Below are 16823 nucleotides of genomic sequence, written 5' to 3' on the forward strand. Positions count from 1 at the left end.
CCCGGGCGGGACGGGGCGCCCGGGGTCCGACCGTCAGCCGAAGTCGGCCTGGTCGGCCGGTGACTCCTTCGCCGAGCGGGCGAGCACCCAGCCGAGCTGGAAGAGCGACTCCACCTGGTAGTCCTCGCGCATCTCCGCGATGTGGCGGGCGAGCGTGCGCTCGCTGATGCCCAGGCGCCGGGCGATGACGCGGTGATTGATTCCCTTGAGCATCAGATCGATGATCGTCTGCCGCAGCCGGGAAACCACCTGGGGCGGAACTGTCGGTGAGCCGTCAAAATCCAGGGCCCGACTCCAGTTCCGCTCGAAGACCTCCTCGATCAGGTAGCTGATGACGGCCTGATCGTGAATGAACGCGGCCAAGTTGAGATCGTCGACCACCGGGATCACCGCGGTGCGCCGATCGATCACGATCAATCTGGTGTAGGGCTCGTCCAGCGTTCGGACCCGCCCGCCGGCCGCGGTTATCGAGGCGACATAGTCGCGGGTGGGCGCGTGATACCGGGTGCTCGGGTGGTAGATCGTCCGAATGGTCGCGCCGCGGCGCAGAGTTTCCAGATCCCGGGCGATGACTCCGGCCAGCGCCTCCGGCGGGCGGGGGCCGCCCGGCTGGGCCGCCAGCATCTCCTCGGAGCACCCGCTGACGAGCTGGCCCAGCCGCTGGTTTATCAGCACTTTGCCGTGGACGTATTCGATGATCCCGCCCGCCTTGCGCGGGGTGCGGAAGTCCTCGGCGAGGTCCTGGAGGTCGGCCGGCAGGGCCACCGCCCGCTGCAGCAGGTCGAGCGCCTTGCGCTGCCACAGGCTGGTCAGCCGGGCCGACAGCTGCTCGGGGTCGACGGCCACCAGCACCGCCGGGTCGTCGGTGTCCGGTACGAGCAGTCCGATGTCGAGCAGCTCGTCCAGGGCCTTGCCGCCCTCCGGGGCCTCCAGGTCGGGGGAGACCCGGCCGTGCGACTTCAGGACGTTGCGGTAGAGCTGGCGGGCCTCGCTCGACAGGACGCCCAGCCCGCGTGGGGTGAGGCCCGGTTCGTCGGTCTCACTCATCAGGCTCCTTGCCATCGGTCAAACCGGTGCGGCGCGGCCGGTACCGCTTCTCCGGGGATCATAGGCGCCCCGGAGCTGCGGGGAGCCCCCGCGCCGGACATTCCCGCCGCCCGTGCACGGTGGAGTACCGCACTGTCTCATCCGACAGCAGGCCGCCGGCACCCCCCGGGAGGAGGGAACCGGCGGCCTGGGAGACCCCTCGGGTCCGGTCAGCGCTTGGGACGCCAGACCACCAGCGCACTGGACTGCTGGACCTGCTGGTACGGCACCAGGTCGCGGCGGTAGGAGGCGTGCACCGCCGCCTCGCGCTGCTGGATGGCGGTGGCGGCCCCGTCGAGGGCGTCGGCGAGCTCCGCCACGCGGGCCTGGAGCGCGGCGACCTGGTTCTCCAGCTCGATGATCCGCTTGATGCCGGCCAGGTTGATGCCCTCGTCCTGGGAGAGGCGCTGGACCTCCCGCAGCTGCTGGATGTCCCGGGCCGAGTAGCGCCGGCCCCGGCCGGCCGTGCGGTCCGGGGAGACCAGGCCGATCCGGTCGTACTGGCGCAGGGTCTGCGGGTGCAGGCCGGAGAGCTCCGCGGCCACCGAGATCACGTACACCGGGGTGTCCTCGGTCAGCACGTACTGCGGTGCCGGGGTGCCGCGGGGGCGGCGCGGCGCCGAGCCGGGAAGGCCCTCGCCGAGGCCCGGGCCGATCGGACTGTCGGGGGTCGTCATCTGGTCACGCTCCCTCCGCCGCCTGGAAGAGGGCGGCACGCGGGTCGTCCGAGGCGGTGGCCTCGCGGTACTGCTCCAGTGCGCTCAGCGCGTCTCCGGTGACGTGCTTGGGGACGACGACCTCGACGGTGACCAGCAGGTCGCCGCGGGTGCCGTCCTTGCGGGTGGCGCCCTTGCCCCGGGCCCGGAGGGTGAGGCCGTTGGCGCTGCCGGCCGGCAGCTTGAGCTTCACCGCGGGCCCGTTGAGGGTCGGGACCTCGATCGTCCCGCCGAGGGCCGCTTCGGGGAAGGTGACCGGCACGGTCACCGTGAGGTTGTCGGCCTTGCGGCCGAACACCGGGTGGGCGTCCACGTGCACGCTGACGTAGAGGTCGCCCGGCTGGCCACCGCGTTCGCCCTGGGCGCCCTTGCCCTTGAGACGGATCCGCTGGCCGTCCTGCACCCCGGCCGGGATGCGCACCTGCATCGTCCGGGCCGAGGAGGCGCGGCCGCTGCCGTGGCACACCGTGCAGGGGTCGTCGACGATCATGCCGCGGCCCTTGCAGTCGCGGCACGGGTCGGAGAGGGCGAAGGCGCCCTGGCCGCGGCTGACGGTGCCCGCACCGACGCAGGTCGGGCAGACCCGCGGGGTGGTGCCGGTCTTCGCGCCGGTGCCGGCGCAGGCGCGGCACGGGGCCTGACTGGTCATCCGCAGCGGGACGGTCGCGCCGTCCACCGCCTCGGTGAACGAGAGCGTCACCTCGGTCTCGACGTCGGCGCCGCGCCGCGGCTGGGCCTGCCGGCCGCCGCGGTTGAACAGGCCGCCGAAGACGTCGCCGATGCCGCCGCCCCCGCCGCCGCCCCCGGAGCCGGAGAACAGGTCGCCGAAGTCGAAGTTGTAGTTGCCGCCGGCGCCGCCGGGACGGAAGCCCCCGTTGCCGAACAGGCTGCGGGCCTCGTCGTACTCCTTGCGGCGCTTCTCGTCCGACAGGACGTCGTACGCCTCGGAGATGTCCTTGAACCGCTCCTCGGCCTTGGCGTCACCCTTGTTGGCGTCCGGGTGGAACTCGCGGGCCAGCTTGCGGTACGTCTTCTTGATCTCGGCTGCGGTGGCGTCCTTGGGCACGCCGAGGACCTTGTAGTAGTCCTTCTCCACGTAGTCCTTGGTGCTCATGGCTGCCGCCACCTCCCGAAACGTGTCTGAACGGCGCTGCGGAGTCGCACCCCGACGAGGTCGGCGTACGACTCCGCAGCGCACAGATTGTCAGCTGTCCGCCGCACCGTCACCCTTGGCGGACTCCGGCTTGTCGGCGTCCGGGGCGGAGGTGGTCTGGGTGCCCGGCTGGGGCTCCGCGACCGCGACCATCGCCGGGCGGATGATCCGCTCGCCGATCCGGTAGCCCGGCTGGAGGATCTGCACGCAGGTGTCCTCGGTGACGTCCGAGGAGTAGCTGTGCATCAGCGCCTCGTGCAGCGTCGGGTCGAAGGACTCGCCCTCCTTGCCGAACTGCTGCAGGCCCAGCTTGGCGACCACGGTCTCCAGCGACTCGGCGACCGACTTGAAGCCGCCCGTCACCTCGCCGTGCTCGCGGGCCCGGCCGATGTCGTCCAGGACGGGGATCAGCGACTCCAGGATGTTGGAGACGGCGATCTCACGGACCGTCAGCCGGTCGCGCTCGACCCGCTTGCGGTAGTTCTGGTACTCGGCCTGCAGGCGCTGCAGGTCCGCGGTGCGCTCGCCCGCCTCGCGCTTGGCGGCGGCGAGCTCGTCGGCGGCCGCGACGGCCTCCTCGGCGGCCTTGAGGACGGCCTCCTCCGCGGCGGAGTCGTCGCCGGGCTCGCCGCCCTGCGCCTTCTCCGTCATGCGGCACCGCCCTTGGGCTTCTCGTCGTCGATGATCTCGGCGTCGACCACGTCGTCCTCCTTGGCGCCGGCGGACTCGCCGGCACCGGCCGCACCGGCGGCGTCGGCCTGCGCGTAGAGCGCGGCGCCGAGCTTCTGGGCGGTGGTGGAGACCTTCTCGGTGGCCTCGCGGATCGCCGCGATGTCCTCGCCCTTCAGCGCCTCCTTGAGCTCGCCGATGGCGGTCTCGACCTCGGTCTTGACGTCGGCGGGCAGCTTGTCGGCGTTGTCGGCGATGAACTTCTCGGTCGAGTAGACGAGCTGCTCGCCCTGGTTGCGGGTCTCCACGGCCTCACGGCGCTTGTGGTCCTCGTCCGCGTACTGCTCGGCCTCGCGGCGCATGCGGTCGACCTCGTCCTTCGGCAGCGAGGAGCCGCCGGTGACGGTCATCTTCTGCTCCTTGCCGGTGCCGAGGTCCTTCGCGGCCACGTGCATGATGCCGTTGGCGTCGATGTCGAAGGTGACCTCGATCTGCGGCAGGCCGCGCGGCGCCGGCGGCAGGCCGGTCAGCTCGAACATGCCGAGCTTCTTGTTGTACGCCGCGATCTCGCGCTCGCCCTGGTAGACCTGGATCTGCACGGACGGCTGGTTGTCCTCGGCCGTGGTGAAGATCTCCGAGCGCTTGGTCGGGATCGTGGTGTTGCGCTCGATCAGCTTGGTCATGATGCCGCCCTTGGTCTCGATGCCGAGGGACAGCGGGGTGACGTCGAGCAGCAGGACGTCCTTGACCTCGCCCTTGAGGACACCGGCCTGGAGGGACGCGCCGATGGCGACGACCTCGTCCGGGTTGACGCCCTTGTTGGCGTCCTTGCCGCCGGTCAGCTCGCGGACGAGCTCGGCGACGGCGGGCATGCGGGTCGAGCCGCCGACCAGGACCACGTGGTCGATCTCGGACAGCGCGATGCCGGCGTCCTTGATGACGTTGTGGAACGGGTGCTTGCAGCGCTCGAGCAGGTCCGCGGTCAGCTGCTGGAACTGGGCCCGGGTGAGCTTCTCGTCCAGGTGCAGCGGGCCCTCGGCGGAGGCCGTGATGTAGGGCAGGTTGATCGAGGTCTCCGAGGAGGAGGACAGCTCGATCTTGGCCTTCTCGGCCGCCTCGCGGAGGCGCTGGACGGCCATCTTGTCCTTGGACAGGTCGACGCCGTGGCCGGCCTGGAAGGTCTTCACCAGGTGGTCGACGACGCGCTGGTCCCAGTCGTCACCACCGAGGTGGTTGTCGCCGTTGGTGGCCTTCACCTCGACGACGCCGTCGCCGATCTCCAGCAGGGAGACGTCGAAGGTGCCACCGCCGAGGTCGAACACCAGGATGGTCTGGTCGTCCTTGTCGAGGCCGTACGCCAGGGCGGCGGCGGTCGGCTCGTTGACGATGCGCAGGACGTTGAGGCCCGCGATCTCGCCGGCCTCCTTGGTGGCCTGGCGCTCGGAGTCGTTGAAGTACGCCGGGACGGTGATGACGGCGTCGGTCACCGTCTCGCCCAGGTACGACTCCGCGTCGCGCTTCAGCTTCTGCAGGATGAAGGCGGAGATCTGCTGGGGGTTGAAGTCCTTGCCGTCCAGGTTGATCTTCCAGTCGGTGCCCATGTGGCGCTTGACCGACCGGATCGTCCGGTCCACGTTGGTGACCGCCTGGCGCTTGGCGACCTCACCGACCAGGACCTCGCCGTTCTTGGCGAAGGCGACGACGGACGGCGTGGTCCGAGCGCCCTCGGCGTTGGTGATGACCGTGGGCTCACCGCCCTCAAGAACGCTGACGACGGAGTTCGTCGTACCGAGGTCGATGCCGACCGCGCGTGCCATCGTAGATACCTCCACGGGAGAGTTGAGCGTTACGGGCTCAAGCATGCCTGACGGTTCGGGGACCGTCAACAGCCATGAGTCCGTGTCGCTCAACTTTGCTGCGCGGGTGGCGGAAGGCGGCGGTCGGGCGCGGGCCGGGTGCCGGTCGCCGTCCGGGGCGTCCGGATGGGTGAGTATGTCCTTAGTGACTGCCGCCATACCTTGAGCGTCTTCTGAACGAGTGCTACGGAGCGGTAGGGTCCGGGCGTTGGGTTGCTAAGTTACCGACCAGTACACTGGGGCGACCCCTAGACACCAGCCGCTGGAGACGGAGAGCCGATGCAGCTAGCAGCGATCGTCATCTCGCTGGTCACCACTGTGATCGGCACTGCGCTCGCCGCCCGGGCGGCCGCGTACATCTACAAGGTCGTCCGGACCGGACAGGTCGACACCACCCGCTTCGGACAGCCCGCCAAGCGGGTGAAGACCGTCGCCACCGAGTTCATCGGCCACACCAGGATGAACCAGTGGGGCGTCGTCGGCGTCGCCCACTGGTTCGTGGCCGTCGGCTTCTTCTCCCTGGTGCTCACCCTGGTGAACGCCTTCGGCCAGCTCTTCGACGCCGAGTTCGCGCTGCCGGTCATCGGTCACTGGCTGCCCTGGAACATCTTCGTCGAGCTGATCGGCACGCTCACCACCCTGGGCATCGCGACCCTGATCGTGATCCGGCTGCTCAGCCTGCCGTCCCGCTCCGGCCGCAAGTCCCGCTTCGCCGGCTCCATCGCCTGGCAGGCCTTCTACGTCGAGTACACGATCCTCGGCATCGGCATCTGCATCATGATGTTGCGCGGTCTGGAGGGCGCCCTGGAGGGCGTCGACTCCTACGACCCGACGTACCTGGTCTCGTACCCGATCGTCGCCGCCTTCGACGGCGTCGCCCACGGCACGCTGGTCAACCTGATCTACGTCTTCGCGATGCTGAAGATCTGCATCTCCTTCGCGTGGGCGATCACCATCGGCATCAACCCGTCGATGGGCGTGGCCTGGCACCGCTTCCTCGCCTTCTTCAACATCTACTTCAAGCGCGAGGAGGACGGCGGCACCGCGCTCGGCGCCCTGCGCCCGATGACCAGCGGCGGCCAGCCGATCGACTTCGAGGACCCGGCCGACGACGCCGTCTTCGGCGTCTCCCAGGTCGAGCACTTCTCCTGGAAGGGCATCCTCGACTTCTCCACCTGCACCGAGTGCGGTCGCTGCCAGTCGCAGTGCCCCGCCTGGAACACCGGCAAGCCGCTCTCGCCGAAGCTGCTCATCATGAGCCTGCGCGAGCACGCCTTCGCCAAGGCCCCCTACCTGCTCGCCGGCGGCGGCAAGTCCGTGGAGGGCGACGAGAAGGCCACCGCCGAGCAGCTCGCCGGCGTGAGCGCCGAGGCCCTCGCCGAGGCCGAGCGTCCGCTGATCGGCACCGCCGAGGAGGGCGGTGTCATCGACCCGGACGTGCTGTGGTCCTGCACCACCTGCGGCGCCTGCGTCGAGCAGTGCCCCGTCGACATCGAGCACATCGACCACATCGTCGACATGCGCCGCTACCAGGTCATGATCGAGAGCTCCTTCCCGACCGAGGCCGGGACGATGCTCAAGAACCTGGAGAACAAGGGCAACCCGTGGGGCATGGCCACCAAGGCGCGCCTCGACTGGGTCAAGGAGCTCAAGAAGGAGACCGGCATCGAGGTGCCGGTGATCGGTCAGGACATCGAGCCCGCCGAGGTCGAGTACCTCTACTGGGTCGGCTGCGCCGGCGCCCTGGAGGACCGCGCCAAGAAGACCACCAAGGCCTTCGCCGAGCTGTTGCACACCGCGGGCGTGAAGTTCGCGATCCTCGGCAAGGAGGAGTCCTGCACCGGTGACTCCGCCCGCCGCCTCGGCAACGAGTTCCTCTTCCAGATGCTCGGCGCGCAGAACGTCGAGACGCTGAACGCCGCGCTGGAGGACGCCCCGGTCAAGCGGATCGTGGCCACCTGCCCGCACTGCTTCAACACCATCGCCAACGAGTACCCGCAGCTCGGCGGGCACTTCGAGGTCATCCACCACACCCAGCTGCTGCAGCACCTCATCGACGAGGGCAAGCTGATCCCGGTCAACCCCGTCGAGGGCCTGATCACCTACCACGACCCGTGCTACCTGGGCCGCCACAACAAGGTCTACAGCCCGCCGCGCGAGATCATGGACAAGGTCCCGGGCCTGCGCCAGCAGGAGATGCACCGCCACAAGGAGCGCGGCTTCTGCTGCGGCGCCGGCGGCGCGCGGATGTGGATGGAGGAGCGGATCGGCAAGCGCATCAACACCGAGCGCGTCGACGAGGCGCTGTCCCTCAACCCGGACATCGTCTCCACCGCCTGCCCGTTCTGCCTCGTCATGCTCTCCGACTCGGTCAACGGCAAGAAGAACGAGGGCGCTGCCAAGGAGCACCTGAAGGTCGTCGACGTGGCCCAGCTGCTGCTCGACTCCGTCAAGGCCCAGCCGGTCGAGCCCGAGCCGGAGACCGTCCAGGCCTGACCCGTCCCGGCACCCCGTCCCGGCCCCGTACGCCCCCGCGGCGCACGGGGCCGGGGCGCGTCCGGCCCCGGCGGGTGTCCCAGGGCCTGTCTGACGATTCCCGCCCCGCACCCGACGGCGCGCCCGATGCGGCGGGAATCGTCAGACAAGCCCTAACATGAGCGCCCATGAGCGACGGCGGGGGCACAGCGCACATCGGCGGCGGCATACCCGGGAGTGGCCCGGACGGCACCGGACCGGCAGGGGCGGGACCGGCAGGAGCGGGACCGGAGTGGGCGGGACCGGCGGGGGAAGTGAGGCCCGCGTACCTGCCCCCGGTGGGCATCGCGCCGCCCGGCAGCCCGACACCCGACTGGGCCGCGCTCGCCGAGTCCAACGAACGGCGGCAGCGCCGCCGCAGGCTGCTGATGACCGGTGGCGCGGTGGCCGGCGTGCTGGCCGTGGCGGGCGTGGTCGCCACCGCCCTCCTGCTGCGCCAGGACGGCCCCGACGGGCCGCGGACCGCGGAACCCACCCCCCCGTCACCGTGGCCGTCGACGGCCCTCCCAGCGCCGTCCCGAGCGCCTCGGCGGCGCCCTCCGCCCCGTCGTCCGCCTCCGCGCCGGCCGCATCCTCCGCCTCCGCGTCGGCCGGCCCCTCCGCGGCCGGGTCCACCGCCCCCGCGCCGGCACCCACCCGCCTCGACGACGTCCGCGGCGCCCGCCCCGCGGCCCTCGCCCCGGGCGCAGCCCTCGGCACCGCCCCCGGCCACACCGGCCCCGCGCTGCTGCTGCACGGCAGCGCCGACGGCTGGGCGCAGACCTCCGCCGCCGTCGTCGACACCTCGAAGAGCTTCACCGTCTCCGCGGTGGTGCGGAACGACGCGGCCACCGGCGCGCGCGCCGTGGTGACCCAGGGCAGCGGCAGCTACTACTCCTTCTACCTGGGCCGCGACTACTGGGGCAGCCACGACCAATGGGTGTTCAAGGTGCAGACCGCGGCCGGCGGCGACGACGGCACCAGCCGCCAGGCGTTCTCCACCGGTCGGGCCACCACCGGCCAGTGGGTGATGCTCACCGGCGTGTACGACGCCGGCAGCAGGCAGATCCGGCTGTACGTCAACGGCGCGCCCGCACAGACCACCTCCGTGTCGGGGATCTGGCAGGCCGGCGGTCCGCTGCAGATCGGCCGCACCCGCTGGAAGAACACCTGGACCGACCCGTGGGACGGTGCCCTCACGAACGTGCAGGTCTGGAGCCAGGCGCTGCCCGCGGAGCGCGTCACCCAGCTCTGGAGGAGCGGCGGAAGGACCGCCGGCACCCAGCCCGCCGCCGGGTGGCTGCTGCCCTGACCCGCGCCCGATCCGGCGGGCCCCGTTTGTCGGGAAGACACAACCGCGGACCGTGCGGCAGGGGCCGCCTCGGGAGGAAATACAGTAGGCGCTGGACACGCGGTGCGCGGGTCCGCTGGTGGAAGGCCCGAGGAGCCGTACCAGCCACGCGTCGAACCGATCGACACCGGCCGGGGCAGGACCACGGCCGGGCCCGTACCGGACATAGGGGAGAAGCTCAGACCATGACCGAGGCGATCATGCTGGTCGGTGGCAAGGGCACCCGGCTGCGCCCGTTGACCACCCACACCCCCAAGCCGATGCTGCCCGTCGCGGGCGTGCCGTTCATCGCCCACCAGCTGGCACGGGCGGCCGCGGCCGGGGTGACCCGGGTGGTGCTCGCCACCTCCTACCTCGCCGAGGTCTTCGAGGACCACTTCCAGGACGGCAGCCCGTACGGCATCGAGCTGGTCTACCTCACCGAGAAGGAGCCGCTGGGCACCGGCGGTGCCATCCGCAACGCCGCGGCCGGCCTGACCTGCGGCCCCGACGAGCCCGTCCTGGTGTTCAACGGCGACATCCTCTCCGGCCTCGACATCGCCGCGCTGCGCGACGGCCACGTGGCCGCCGGCGCCGACGTCACCCTGCACCTCACCCGGGTGGAGGACCCGCGCGCCTTCGGCCTGGTGCCCACCGACGAGAACGGCCGGGTGCTGGAGTTCCTCGAGAAGCCCGAGACCCCCGAGCAGATCGTCACCGACCAGATCAACGCGGGCTGCTACGTCTTCACCCGCTCGGTGATCGACCGCATCCCGGCGGGCCGCGAGGTCTCCGTCGAGCGCGAGACCTTCCCCGAGCTGCTGGCCACCGGCGCGCTGCTGCGCGGCGTGGTCGACACCTCGTACTGGCTGGACCTCGGCACCCCCGCCGCGTTCGTCCGCGGCTCCGCCGACCTGGTGCTCGGCAAGGTCGACTCCCCGGCGGTGCCCGGCCCGACCGGTGAGGCCCTGCTGCTGCCCGGCGCCCAGGTCGACCCGGGCGCGGTGCTCAGCAACGGCACCGTCGTCTCCGAGGGCGCCGAGATCGAGGCCGGCGCGATCGTCGAGGGCAGCGTGATCCTGCCCGGCGCGGTGATCGGTGCCGACGCCTACGTGAAGGACTCCATCGTCGGCGCGTACGCCGTCATCGGCGCCCGCACCTCGCTGGACGGCACCGTGATCGGCGACGGCGCGACCGTCGAGTCCGACAACGAGCTGCCCAGCGGGCTGCGGATCGCCTGCGGCACCCTGCTGCCGGTCGGTGCCGTCCGCACCACCGCGGGCCCCGGCGGCTGCCCGGCCGGCGAGACCGCCGCGGCCGCCGTGCACGGCCCGACCATCGGCGCCCAGCGCTGACCCGACGGGACCCGGCCCGATCCGGGCGGGGGCGGGGAGGCCGGGCGGCCTCCCCGCCCCGCTCGTCACAGGACGGCTGCAATCCGGTGCCCGGCCGTTGATCAACCGACGGCCGGTCAGCCCGAGCAGGTACCGTCGAGGCGTGGCTGGCAATCGATACGACAACGGGCACGGCGCCGACCCCCGGCAGGGATGGTCCGCGCCCGCCGGCCCGGCGCCGCGGCAGCAGCCGGGCGGCGGGCCCACGGGGGAGCCCGAGTACTTCACCGAGCCCGTCCCGGGCCATCCCGGCGGTCCCGCCGAGGGCTTCGGCGACGGGTACCCCGACGACCGGCAGGGCCACACCCGGGCCTTCCCGGTCGGCCAGGACCCGTACGGGCAGGACGGCTACGCCGCGGGCCCCTACGGGCAGGACGCGTACGGCCAGGGCGGCTACGGCCAGGACGGCGGCGGCTACGGCCAGGGCGGCGAGCAGTACGGCGCCCAGGACAACGTCGCGGTCTACCGGGCCGGCGGCCAGGTGGCGCCCCGGGTCGCCGGGCCGCGTCCGACCTGGAAGGAACTGCTGGTCGGGATCTACCGCGAGCCCGCCCGCACCTTCGACCGGATGCGGGACCACCAGGCCTGGCTGCCCGCCCTCACCGTCTCGCTGGTCTACGGCGTGCTCGCCGTGCTCGGCATGGGCGCCACCCACGACGACATCGTCAACTCCACCTTCTCGGTCGCGGCCTGGGCGCTGATCGCCGCCGCGATCGGCTTCGCGGTGGCCGGCGCCATGCTCGGCGCGGTCACCTACGCGCTGGCCCGCCAGCTGGGCGGTGACGGCCCGTGGCAGTCCACCGTCGGCCTGGCCGTGCTGATCGGCTGGACGAGCGACACCCCGCGGCTGCTGCTCGCCCTGTTCCTGCCCACCGACAACCTGGTCGTCCAGGTGGTCGGCTGGATCACCTGGCTGATCTGCGCCGTGCTGCTGACCACCATGGTCCGCCGGGTGCACGACCTGCCCTGGGGCAAGGCCGCCGGCGCGGCCGCCCTGCAGCTGCTCGCGCTGCTCGTCCTCATCAAGCTGCCGACGCTGAGCTGACCCGCGCTCCCGGACGGCCGGCCCCCGCACCGGGGTGCCGGCCGTCGCCGTGTCCGGTCCGCCGCCCGACGCCGCCGGCGCTTCCCGCCGCCGGACGCCCGCCGCCGGGACGGGCGGGCGCACCGGGCCGCGACGATAGGGTGGACAGTCTGTCCGTCTGCCCCACGCAGTACCCGGAGCACCCTCATGACCCTCGCCACCACCCACGTCAGCTTCCCGTCCGGTGCGGTGACCGGCACCTCGCCGGTGCTGGCCGTGCACCCGCTGGACGGCGGCCGGTACGCCGTCGTCACCGAGGCGACGCCGTTCCACCCGCTCGACCACACCTGGCCCGACCAGCCCGCCGACCTCGGCACGCTCACCGTCGGCGGCGTGGCGCACCCGGTGGTGGACTGCCTGACCGGCGCGGTCGGCCCGGACGGCGGCGAGCTGCTGGTCGGCGCGGACATCCCCGTCCGCCGGGGCGACGAGGAGTGGTCCTGGCTGGTGCTGCACGTGGTCGAGCAGGAGCCCGCCGACGCGATCGGGGCGACCGCCGAACTCGCCGTCGACGCCGGGCGCCGGGCGCTGCTCTCCGCCTCGCACAGCGGCTGCCACCTGCTCGCGCTCGCCCTCAACGCCGCCCTCGCGCCGCGCTGGCGCAAGGACCCGGGCCGCAGCGACGCCTTCGGCAACCCCGACTTCGACAGCCTCGCGATGGCCACCTCCGTGATGGACACCGAGGCCAGCACCGACACCTACCGGCTCGGCAAGTCGCTGCGGAAGAAGGGCTTCACCACCGAGGCCGGCGAGGACTTCCCGGCGCTCGCGGACGCGATCCCCGCCCTCACCGAGGCCGTCAACGTCCAGCTCGCCGCCTGGGTCGCCGCCGACGCACCGATCGGCATCGACGTGCCGGGGCCGGAGCTGACCGCCCGCCGGCAGTGGCACTGCGAGCTCCCGCAGGGTCCGGCCCGGATCTTCTGCGGCGGCACCCACCTGCACCACCTCGGCGAGCTCGCCGAGCTGCGCACCGAGCTGACCCTCTCCGAGGACGGCAGCGAGCTGGTCGCCGTCACCCGGCCGAAGCGCGCATAACTCGCGGCGGCCCGCGGAGGTTCCCGGCCCGGGGCGGTGCTCCGTTGCAGATCCATAACGCAGCGTGCGCCTATGCGGCAATTGTTCGAATTGTTCGGCGCGGGGCGGGGTCGCTCTCGGTAGCGTTCGCGTGCATTCAGCACCCGTCCCCAGCCGAGGAACACCATGACGACCCCGCAGCCGCCCCAGGGCCTCCCCACCGACCCGTCCGCGCAGGGCGGCTTCGGTCCCGCCCAGGGCTACGGCCAGCCCGCCCCGGGCCAGCCGGCGCCCGCCTACGGCCAGCCCGCCCCGGGCCAGGTGCCCGACGGGTACGCCCAGGCCGCCCAGGCGGCGGTGCTCGCTCCGAAGAAGAGCCCGATCAAGAAGATCCTCATCGGTGTCGGCACCCTGGTGCTGATCGTCGCGGTCAAGCTCGGCATCAGCTTCGGCATCGGCTACGCCGCCGCCGACAAGCCCGTGCACGCCAAGGCCGGCGAGTGCGTCAAGGTCACCGGCAGCGACAACGACCCCAAGGTCGACACCGTCGACTGCGGCAGCGCCGACGCCAACTACAAGGTGATCTCGGTCGTCGACAACTCCTTCGACCCGAACGCCTGCAGCAACGTCGAGGGCTCCACCGCGGGCCTGGCCCAGCAGCTGCTCAGCGACAAGTTCGTGCTCTGCCTGGCAGAGAAGAAGTAACCGCGCCTCCCGCGGTCTCCGCGGACGCGGCAGTGGGCCGCCGATCGGTGATCGGCGGCCCACTGCCGTTGCGCTCCCCGGGCCCTCCTCCGCGGCCCCGGCAGGGGCGGAGGAGGGCGGTGCCGGACCCGGGCGGGTCAGACCTCGGTGCGGTGGAAGTTCAGGTACGAGCGGGACGGCGTCGGGCCGCGCTGGCCCTGGTAGCGCGAGCCGTACCGCTCCGAGCCGTAGGGGTGCTCGGCCGGCGAGGACAGCCGGAACAGGCACAGCTGGCCGATCTTCATCCCCGGGTACAGCTTGATCGGCAGGGTGGCGACGTTCGACAGCTCCAGCGTGACGTGGCCGCTGAAACCGGGGTCGATGAAGCCGGCCGTGGAGTGCGTCAGCAGGCCGAGGCGGCCCAGGCTGGACTTGCCCTCCAGCCGCGAGGCGACGTCGTCCGGCAGCGTGATCACCTCGAACGTCGAGGCCAGCACGAACTCGCCCGGGTGCAGGATGAACGCCTCGTCGCCCTCCGGCTCGACCAGCCGGGTCAGGTCCGGCTGCTCCTCGGAGGGATCGATGTGCGGGTAGCGGTGGTTCTCGAACACCCGGAAGAAGCGGTCCAGCCGGACGTCGATGCTGGAGGGCTGGACCATCTTGGGGTCGAACGGGTCGATCACGACCCGGCCCTTGTCGATTTCGGTCCGGATGTCCTTGTCAGAGAGCAGCACGCAGTCGAGGTTAAAGGCAACGCGGGGCCCCGGACGAATCAGGTACCTGTCGTCCGGGGCCCCGCGGCCGTGCCCGAACACCGTCAGGCGAGGAACTCCACGGCCTCCAGCCGCATCGCGCGTGCCAGTTGCGCCCCGGACAGCTCGCTCACGTCGGCCGGCACCGAACTCCGCAGGCGTCCGCACTGCGGACAGCGGATGAGTCTGCCCGGGCCGAGCCGGGCGGTGCCGAGATTCTGCATCGGGAACGTGGCCGTGCTGAACAGGTGCCCCTCGGCACAACGAACGACGGTGCGCTGCTCCATCGATCCCCTTCCCATACTTCCCCGTGGTCCCCGTCCGCCTCGCGCCCCCGGCGCGGCCCGCCCTGCCCGCCCTGCCCGGCCGGTCCGTGCGGCGGGCCCGGGCGAAGGACTGCGCCGCGGACGCCAGCGTCACATTAGGGGATGTTCCGGACATCACCCGCGGCGGCTCGCCGCCCCGCGCGGCCGGAACGGCCCACACAGTACGCCCCTCGGAGACCCCCTCGCACCGGGCCGGCGGCGCGTTCACGCCATGCCCCGTGCCGCTCCGCGGATGGGGTACAGTGGTGCTTGATCGGGCGACCCATGACGGGCCGTCAGAAGCGGGCGTAGTTTAATGGTAGAACATGAGCTTCCCAAGCTTAGAGCGCGAGTTCGATTCTCGTCGCCCGCTCCAACCGGAAACCCCAGGTCGCTGACCTGGGGTTTCTGCTGTGTCCGGGGCTCTCCGGGGGCCGTGCACCCGGTCCTGGCCCGCGCGGTACGGTCCGGCCGACGGCCACCGGGAGGGGTGGGGATGAAGGCCCGGACACGCGCGTGCCGGAACGTGCTGTGGAGGGTGATCTGCCTCGCCGGCTTGAGCGCCGAGGTCTTCGCCGGTCACGCCTGGTGGCGGCCGCCGGCGGCGGCGACCCTGCTCCTCGGCGTGGCGACCACGGTGGTCGAACTGCGGGACCACGTCAACGGGCGGCGGTCCGGGGCGCGGCCGGGCGTCCGATGAGACTCCGTCACGACGTCTCCCCGGGCAGGGCTACTGCTCGCTGCGCCACTGGCTCGGACTGACGCCGAACTGGATGCGGAACCAGCGGGAGAACGCCCCTGCGGCGGTGAAGCCGAGGAGCGGGGCGATCTCCGCGAGCGGGCGCCGGGTGTCGGCGACGAACCTCGGTGCGAGGTCGACCCGGGTGGCGTTGAGGAGCGAGGTGAAGGTCCGGCCGGACTGCTCCAGGCGACGGTGCAGGGTGCGGCGGTCGATCCCCATGCTGCGCGCCACCTGGCTCGCGGTGCACCGGCCGGCCGGCAGGAGGACCTCCATGACCTTCCGCACCTGCTCGGCGTCGGAGGATCCGGTCTCCTTGGCCAGCGATTCGACGTACTGCCGCGCGTACCTGCGCAGGACCGGGTCCGCCTCGGTGTTGGGCACCTGCAGCGCCCTGCGGGCGAGCACGATGCCGTTGAAACCCGCGCCGAACCGTAGGTCCGTCGCGAAGACGCGGTGGTGGGTCTCCAGGTCCGCCGGCGCCCGGTGGGTGAAGCAGACCTGGCGCGGCCGCAGCCGGTCACCGAGGAAGTCGTCGAGGATCAGGTGGTACGCGGCCAACACGAGTTCCACGGCCTGGCGGATCCGCCGGGACGGCGGCAGGTCCAGGGAGATGCGCAGCGTCGCCAGGTCGCCCGCCTCGTCCAGGCTCGCGCGCAGGGCCTCGTTGTACATGCGCTCGTAGGTGATCAGCAGTTCGAGCACGCTGCGGACGTCGGGTTCCTCGCGGACCAGGAGGCTGACCGGGCCGAGGGCGGAGAGGCGGCGCAGTTCGGCCAGCCGCAGTCCGAAGTCCTCCCGGCCGGACGCGTCCGCCGACGCCTCCAGGACCTGCGCCACCGCGGAGGCGGAGATCCAGGTGTCCTGGTCGGCGAGGCCGGGGAGGTCCAGGCCGGCTCCGCGCAGCAGCGCGCCGGGGTCGATCCCCACGGCGCGGCACAGCTCCGGATACCCCGTCAGCGCCGCGCTGCGGACCAGGGACTCCATCAGGAATCCGCCCGTCCGGCGCCCCTCGCTCCGGCCCCGCACGTGACCTCGTGGGACACCGACCCATCACTTCGGGACATGTGAAACCTCCTCGGCCCCGCACAGATCCACTCTGACCTGCGCAAACGTTGCCCGTGCTGTGGGCGCTCCCGATCGGTGGCCGGTCGACGACCACGTACTCTCCATCGCGATCACCGATCGGTGATCACGCGTCAGGCGGAACCGGTCGACCGCCCGGTCGGGCGTCCGCCCCCACAGGATCACAGAACACCAGCAGCCGGAGGAGAGGCGCACTGACGCCTCACGCGCCAGCAATGGCGAACAAGTGACGACACGACGAAAGATCCCGTACATGCACCTTCGCAGCAAGCTCATCGGCGGTGTCGCGACCTCCGTGGCGGCGATCGCCCTGGGCGCCACCCCCGCCTCGGCGGCGGCCGGCTTCGACGCCGCCACCGGCACCGGCTTCGTCGGCAAGGGCGACGTGCAGACCGCCCTCGGCTACAACAACGCGGCGCTCCAGAAGGCCGTCGACGC

General features: G+C 71.9%; 16 protein-coding genes and 1 tRNA gene. 9 read left to right on the forward strand and 8 right to left on the reverse strand.

The annotated features are described in order from the left end of the window. Positions 1-33 precede the first annotated feature (33 nt). From AB0O09_RS34745 to dnaK, 5 genes are all read right to left on the reverse strand, one after another. Complete coding sequence (locus AB0O09_RS34745) at positions 34-1047, reverse strand: helix-turn-helix domain-containing protein (RefSeq protein ID WP_363548871.1); 1014 nt, start codon at positions 1045-1047, stop codon at positions 34-36. A gap of 209 nt (positions 1048-1256) precedes the next feature. Next, positions 1257-1763 carry a helix-turn-helix domain-containing protein gene (locus tag AB0O09_RS34750; protein ID WP_363548872.1) on the reverse strand — a complete coding sequence of 169 codons (507 nt, stop codon included), beginning with the start codon at positions 1761-1763 and terminating at the stop codon, positions 1257-1259. Positions 1764-1767: 4 nt separating this feature from the next. After that, positions 1768-2916 carry a molecular chaperone DnaJ gene (gene dnaJ, locus AB0O09_RS34755; RefSeq protein WP_363548874.1) on the reverse strand — a complete coding sequence of 383 codons (1149 nt, stop codon included), beginning with the start codon at positions 2914-2916 and terminating at the stop codon, positions 1768-1770. 90 nt (positions 2917-3006) lie between these two features. Then, a complete protein-coding gene (gene grpE / locus AB0O09_RS34760) occupies positions 3007-3606 on the reverse strand; it encodes a nucleotide exchange factor GrpE (protein ID WP_363548876.1) in 600 nt (199 codons plus the stop codon). Next, positions 3603-5441: a molecular chaperone DnaK gene (gene dnaK, locus AB0O09_RS34765; protein WP_363548878.1), complete on the reverse strand. Its 1839-nt coding sequence runs from the start codon at positions 5439-5441 to the stop codon at positions 3603-3605. The genes grpE and dnaK overlap by 4 nt, the downstream gene beginning before the upstream one ends. A gap of 318 nt (positions 5442-5759) precedes the next feature. On the opposite strand from dnaK, the gene AB0O09_RS34770 reads away from it, so the two are divergent. The 6 genes from AB0O09_RS34770 to AB0O09_RS34795 all read left to right on the forward strand — a co-directional run bounded on the left by AB0O09_RS34770 (position 5760) and on the right by AB0O09_RS34795 (position 13524). Then, the gene (locus tag AB0O09_RS34770; protein WP_363548880.1) at positions 5760-7976 is read left to right on the forward strand and encodes a (Fe-S)-binding protein; all 2217 of its coding nucleotides are present in this window, start codon (positions 5760-5762) and stop codon (positions 7974-7976) included. Between the two features lie 526 nt (positions 7977-8502). Continuing rightward, complete coding sequence (locus AB0O09_RS34775; protein ID WP_363548882.1) at positions 8503-9306, forward strand: LamG domain-containing protein; 804 nt, start codon at positions 8503-8505, stop codon at positions 9304-9306. A 224-nt stretch (positions 9307-9530) separates the two neighbouring features. Beyond that, positions 9531-10679 (forward strand): NDP-sugar synthase, encoded by a 1149-nt coding sequence (locus AB0O09_RS34780; RefSeq protein WP_363548884.1) that lies wholly within the window; start codon positions 9531-9533, stop codon positions 10677-10679. 142 nt (positions 10680-10821) lie between these two features. Continuing rightward, positions 10822-11763, forward strand: a complete 942-nt coding sequence (locus AB0O09_RS34785; protein ID WP_363548886.1) for a Yip1 family protein — start codon at positions 10822-10824, stop codon at positions 11761-11763. A 186-nt stretch (positions 11764-11949) separates the two neighbouring features. Continuing rightward, positions 11950-12840: a metal-dependent hydrolase gene (locus AB0O09_RS34790; protein ID WP_363548888.1), complete on the forward strand. Its 891-nt coding sequence runs from the start codon at positions 11950-11952 to the stop codon at positions 12838-12840. Positions 12841-13005: 165 nt separating this feature from the next. Further along, positions 13006-13524, forward strand: a complete 519-nt coding sequence (locus tag AB0O09_RS34795; protein WP_363548890.1) for a hypothetical protein — start codon at positions 13006-13008, stop codon at positions 13522-13524. A gap of 137 nt (positions 13525-13661) precedes the next feature. Here AB0O09_RS34795 and dcd read toward each other — a convergent pair whose 3' ends face one another. Next, entirely contained in the window at positions 13662-14237 is a 576-nt protein-coding gene (dcd, locus tag AB0O09_RS34800) for a dCTP deaminase (protein WP_344624586.1), read from the reverse strand. Between the two features lie 83 nt (positions 14238-14320). Further along, positions 14321-14542, reverse strand: a complete 222-nt coding sequence (locus tag AB0O09_RS34805; protein ID WP_344624585.1) for a hypothetical protein — start codon at positions 14540-14542, stop codon at positions 14321-14323. Between the two features lie 320 nt (positions 14543-14862). On the opposite strand from AB0O09_RS34805, the gene AB0O09_RS34810 reads away from it, so the two are divergent. Together AB0O09_RS34810 and AB0O09_RS34815 are read left to right on the forward strand one after the other, a co-directional pair. After that, positions 14863-14936: transfer RNA gene (locus AB0O09_RS34810), tRNA-Gly, on the forward strand. A gap of 180 nt (positions 14937-15116) precedes the next feature. Then, positions 15117-15260: a hypothetical protein gene (locus tag AB0O09_RS34815; RefSeq protein WP_363548892.1), complete on the forward strand. Its 144-nt coding sequence runs from the start codon at positions 15117-15119 to the stop codon at positions 15258-15260. A 30-nt stretch (positions 15261-15290) separates the two neighbouring features. On the opposite strand, the gene AB0O09_RS34820 is transcribed toward AB0O09_RS34815, so the two are convergent. Then, a complete protein-coding gene (locus tag AB0O09_RS34820; RefSeq protein WP_363548894.1) occupies positions 15291-16286 on the reverse strand; it encodes an AraC family transcriptional regulator in 996 nt (331 codons plus the stop codon). A 352-nt stretch (positions 16287-16638) separates the two neighbouring features. Here AB0O09_RS34820 and AB0O09_RS34825 point away from each other — a divergent pair. After that, positions 16639-16823, forward strand: a 185-nt coding sequence (locus tag AB0O09_RS34825) for a hypothetical protein (protein WP_363548896.1), incomplete at its 3' end; no start/stop codon positions are given.

The sequence above is a fragment of the Kitasatospora sp. NPDC093679 genome, assembly GCF_040683455.1.
GTDB classification, from domain to species: Bacteria; Actinomycetota; Actinomycetes; order Streptomycetales; family Streptomycetaceae; genus Kitasatospora; species Kitasatospora arboriphila.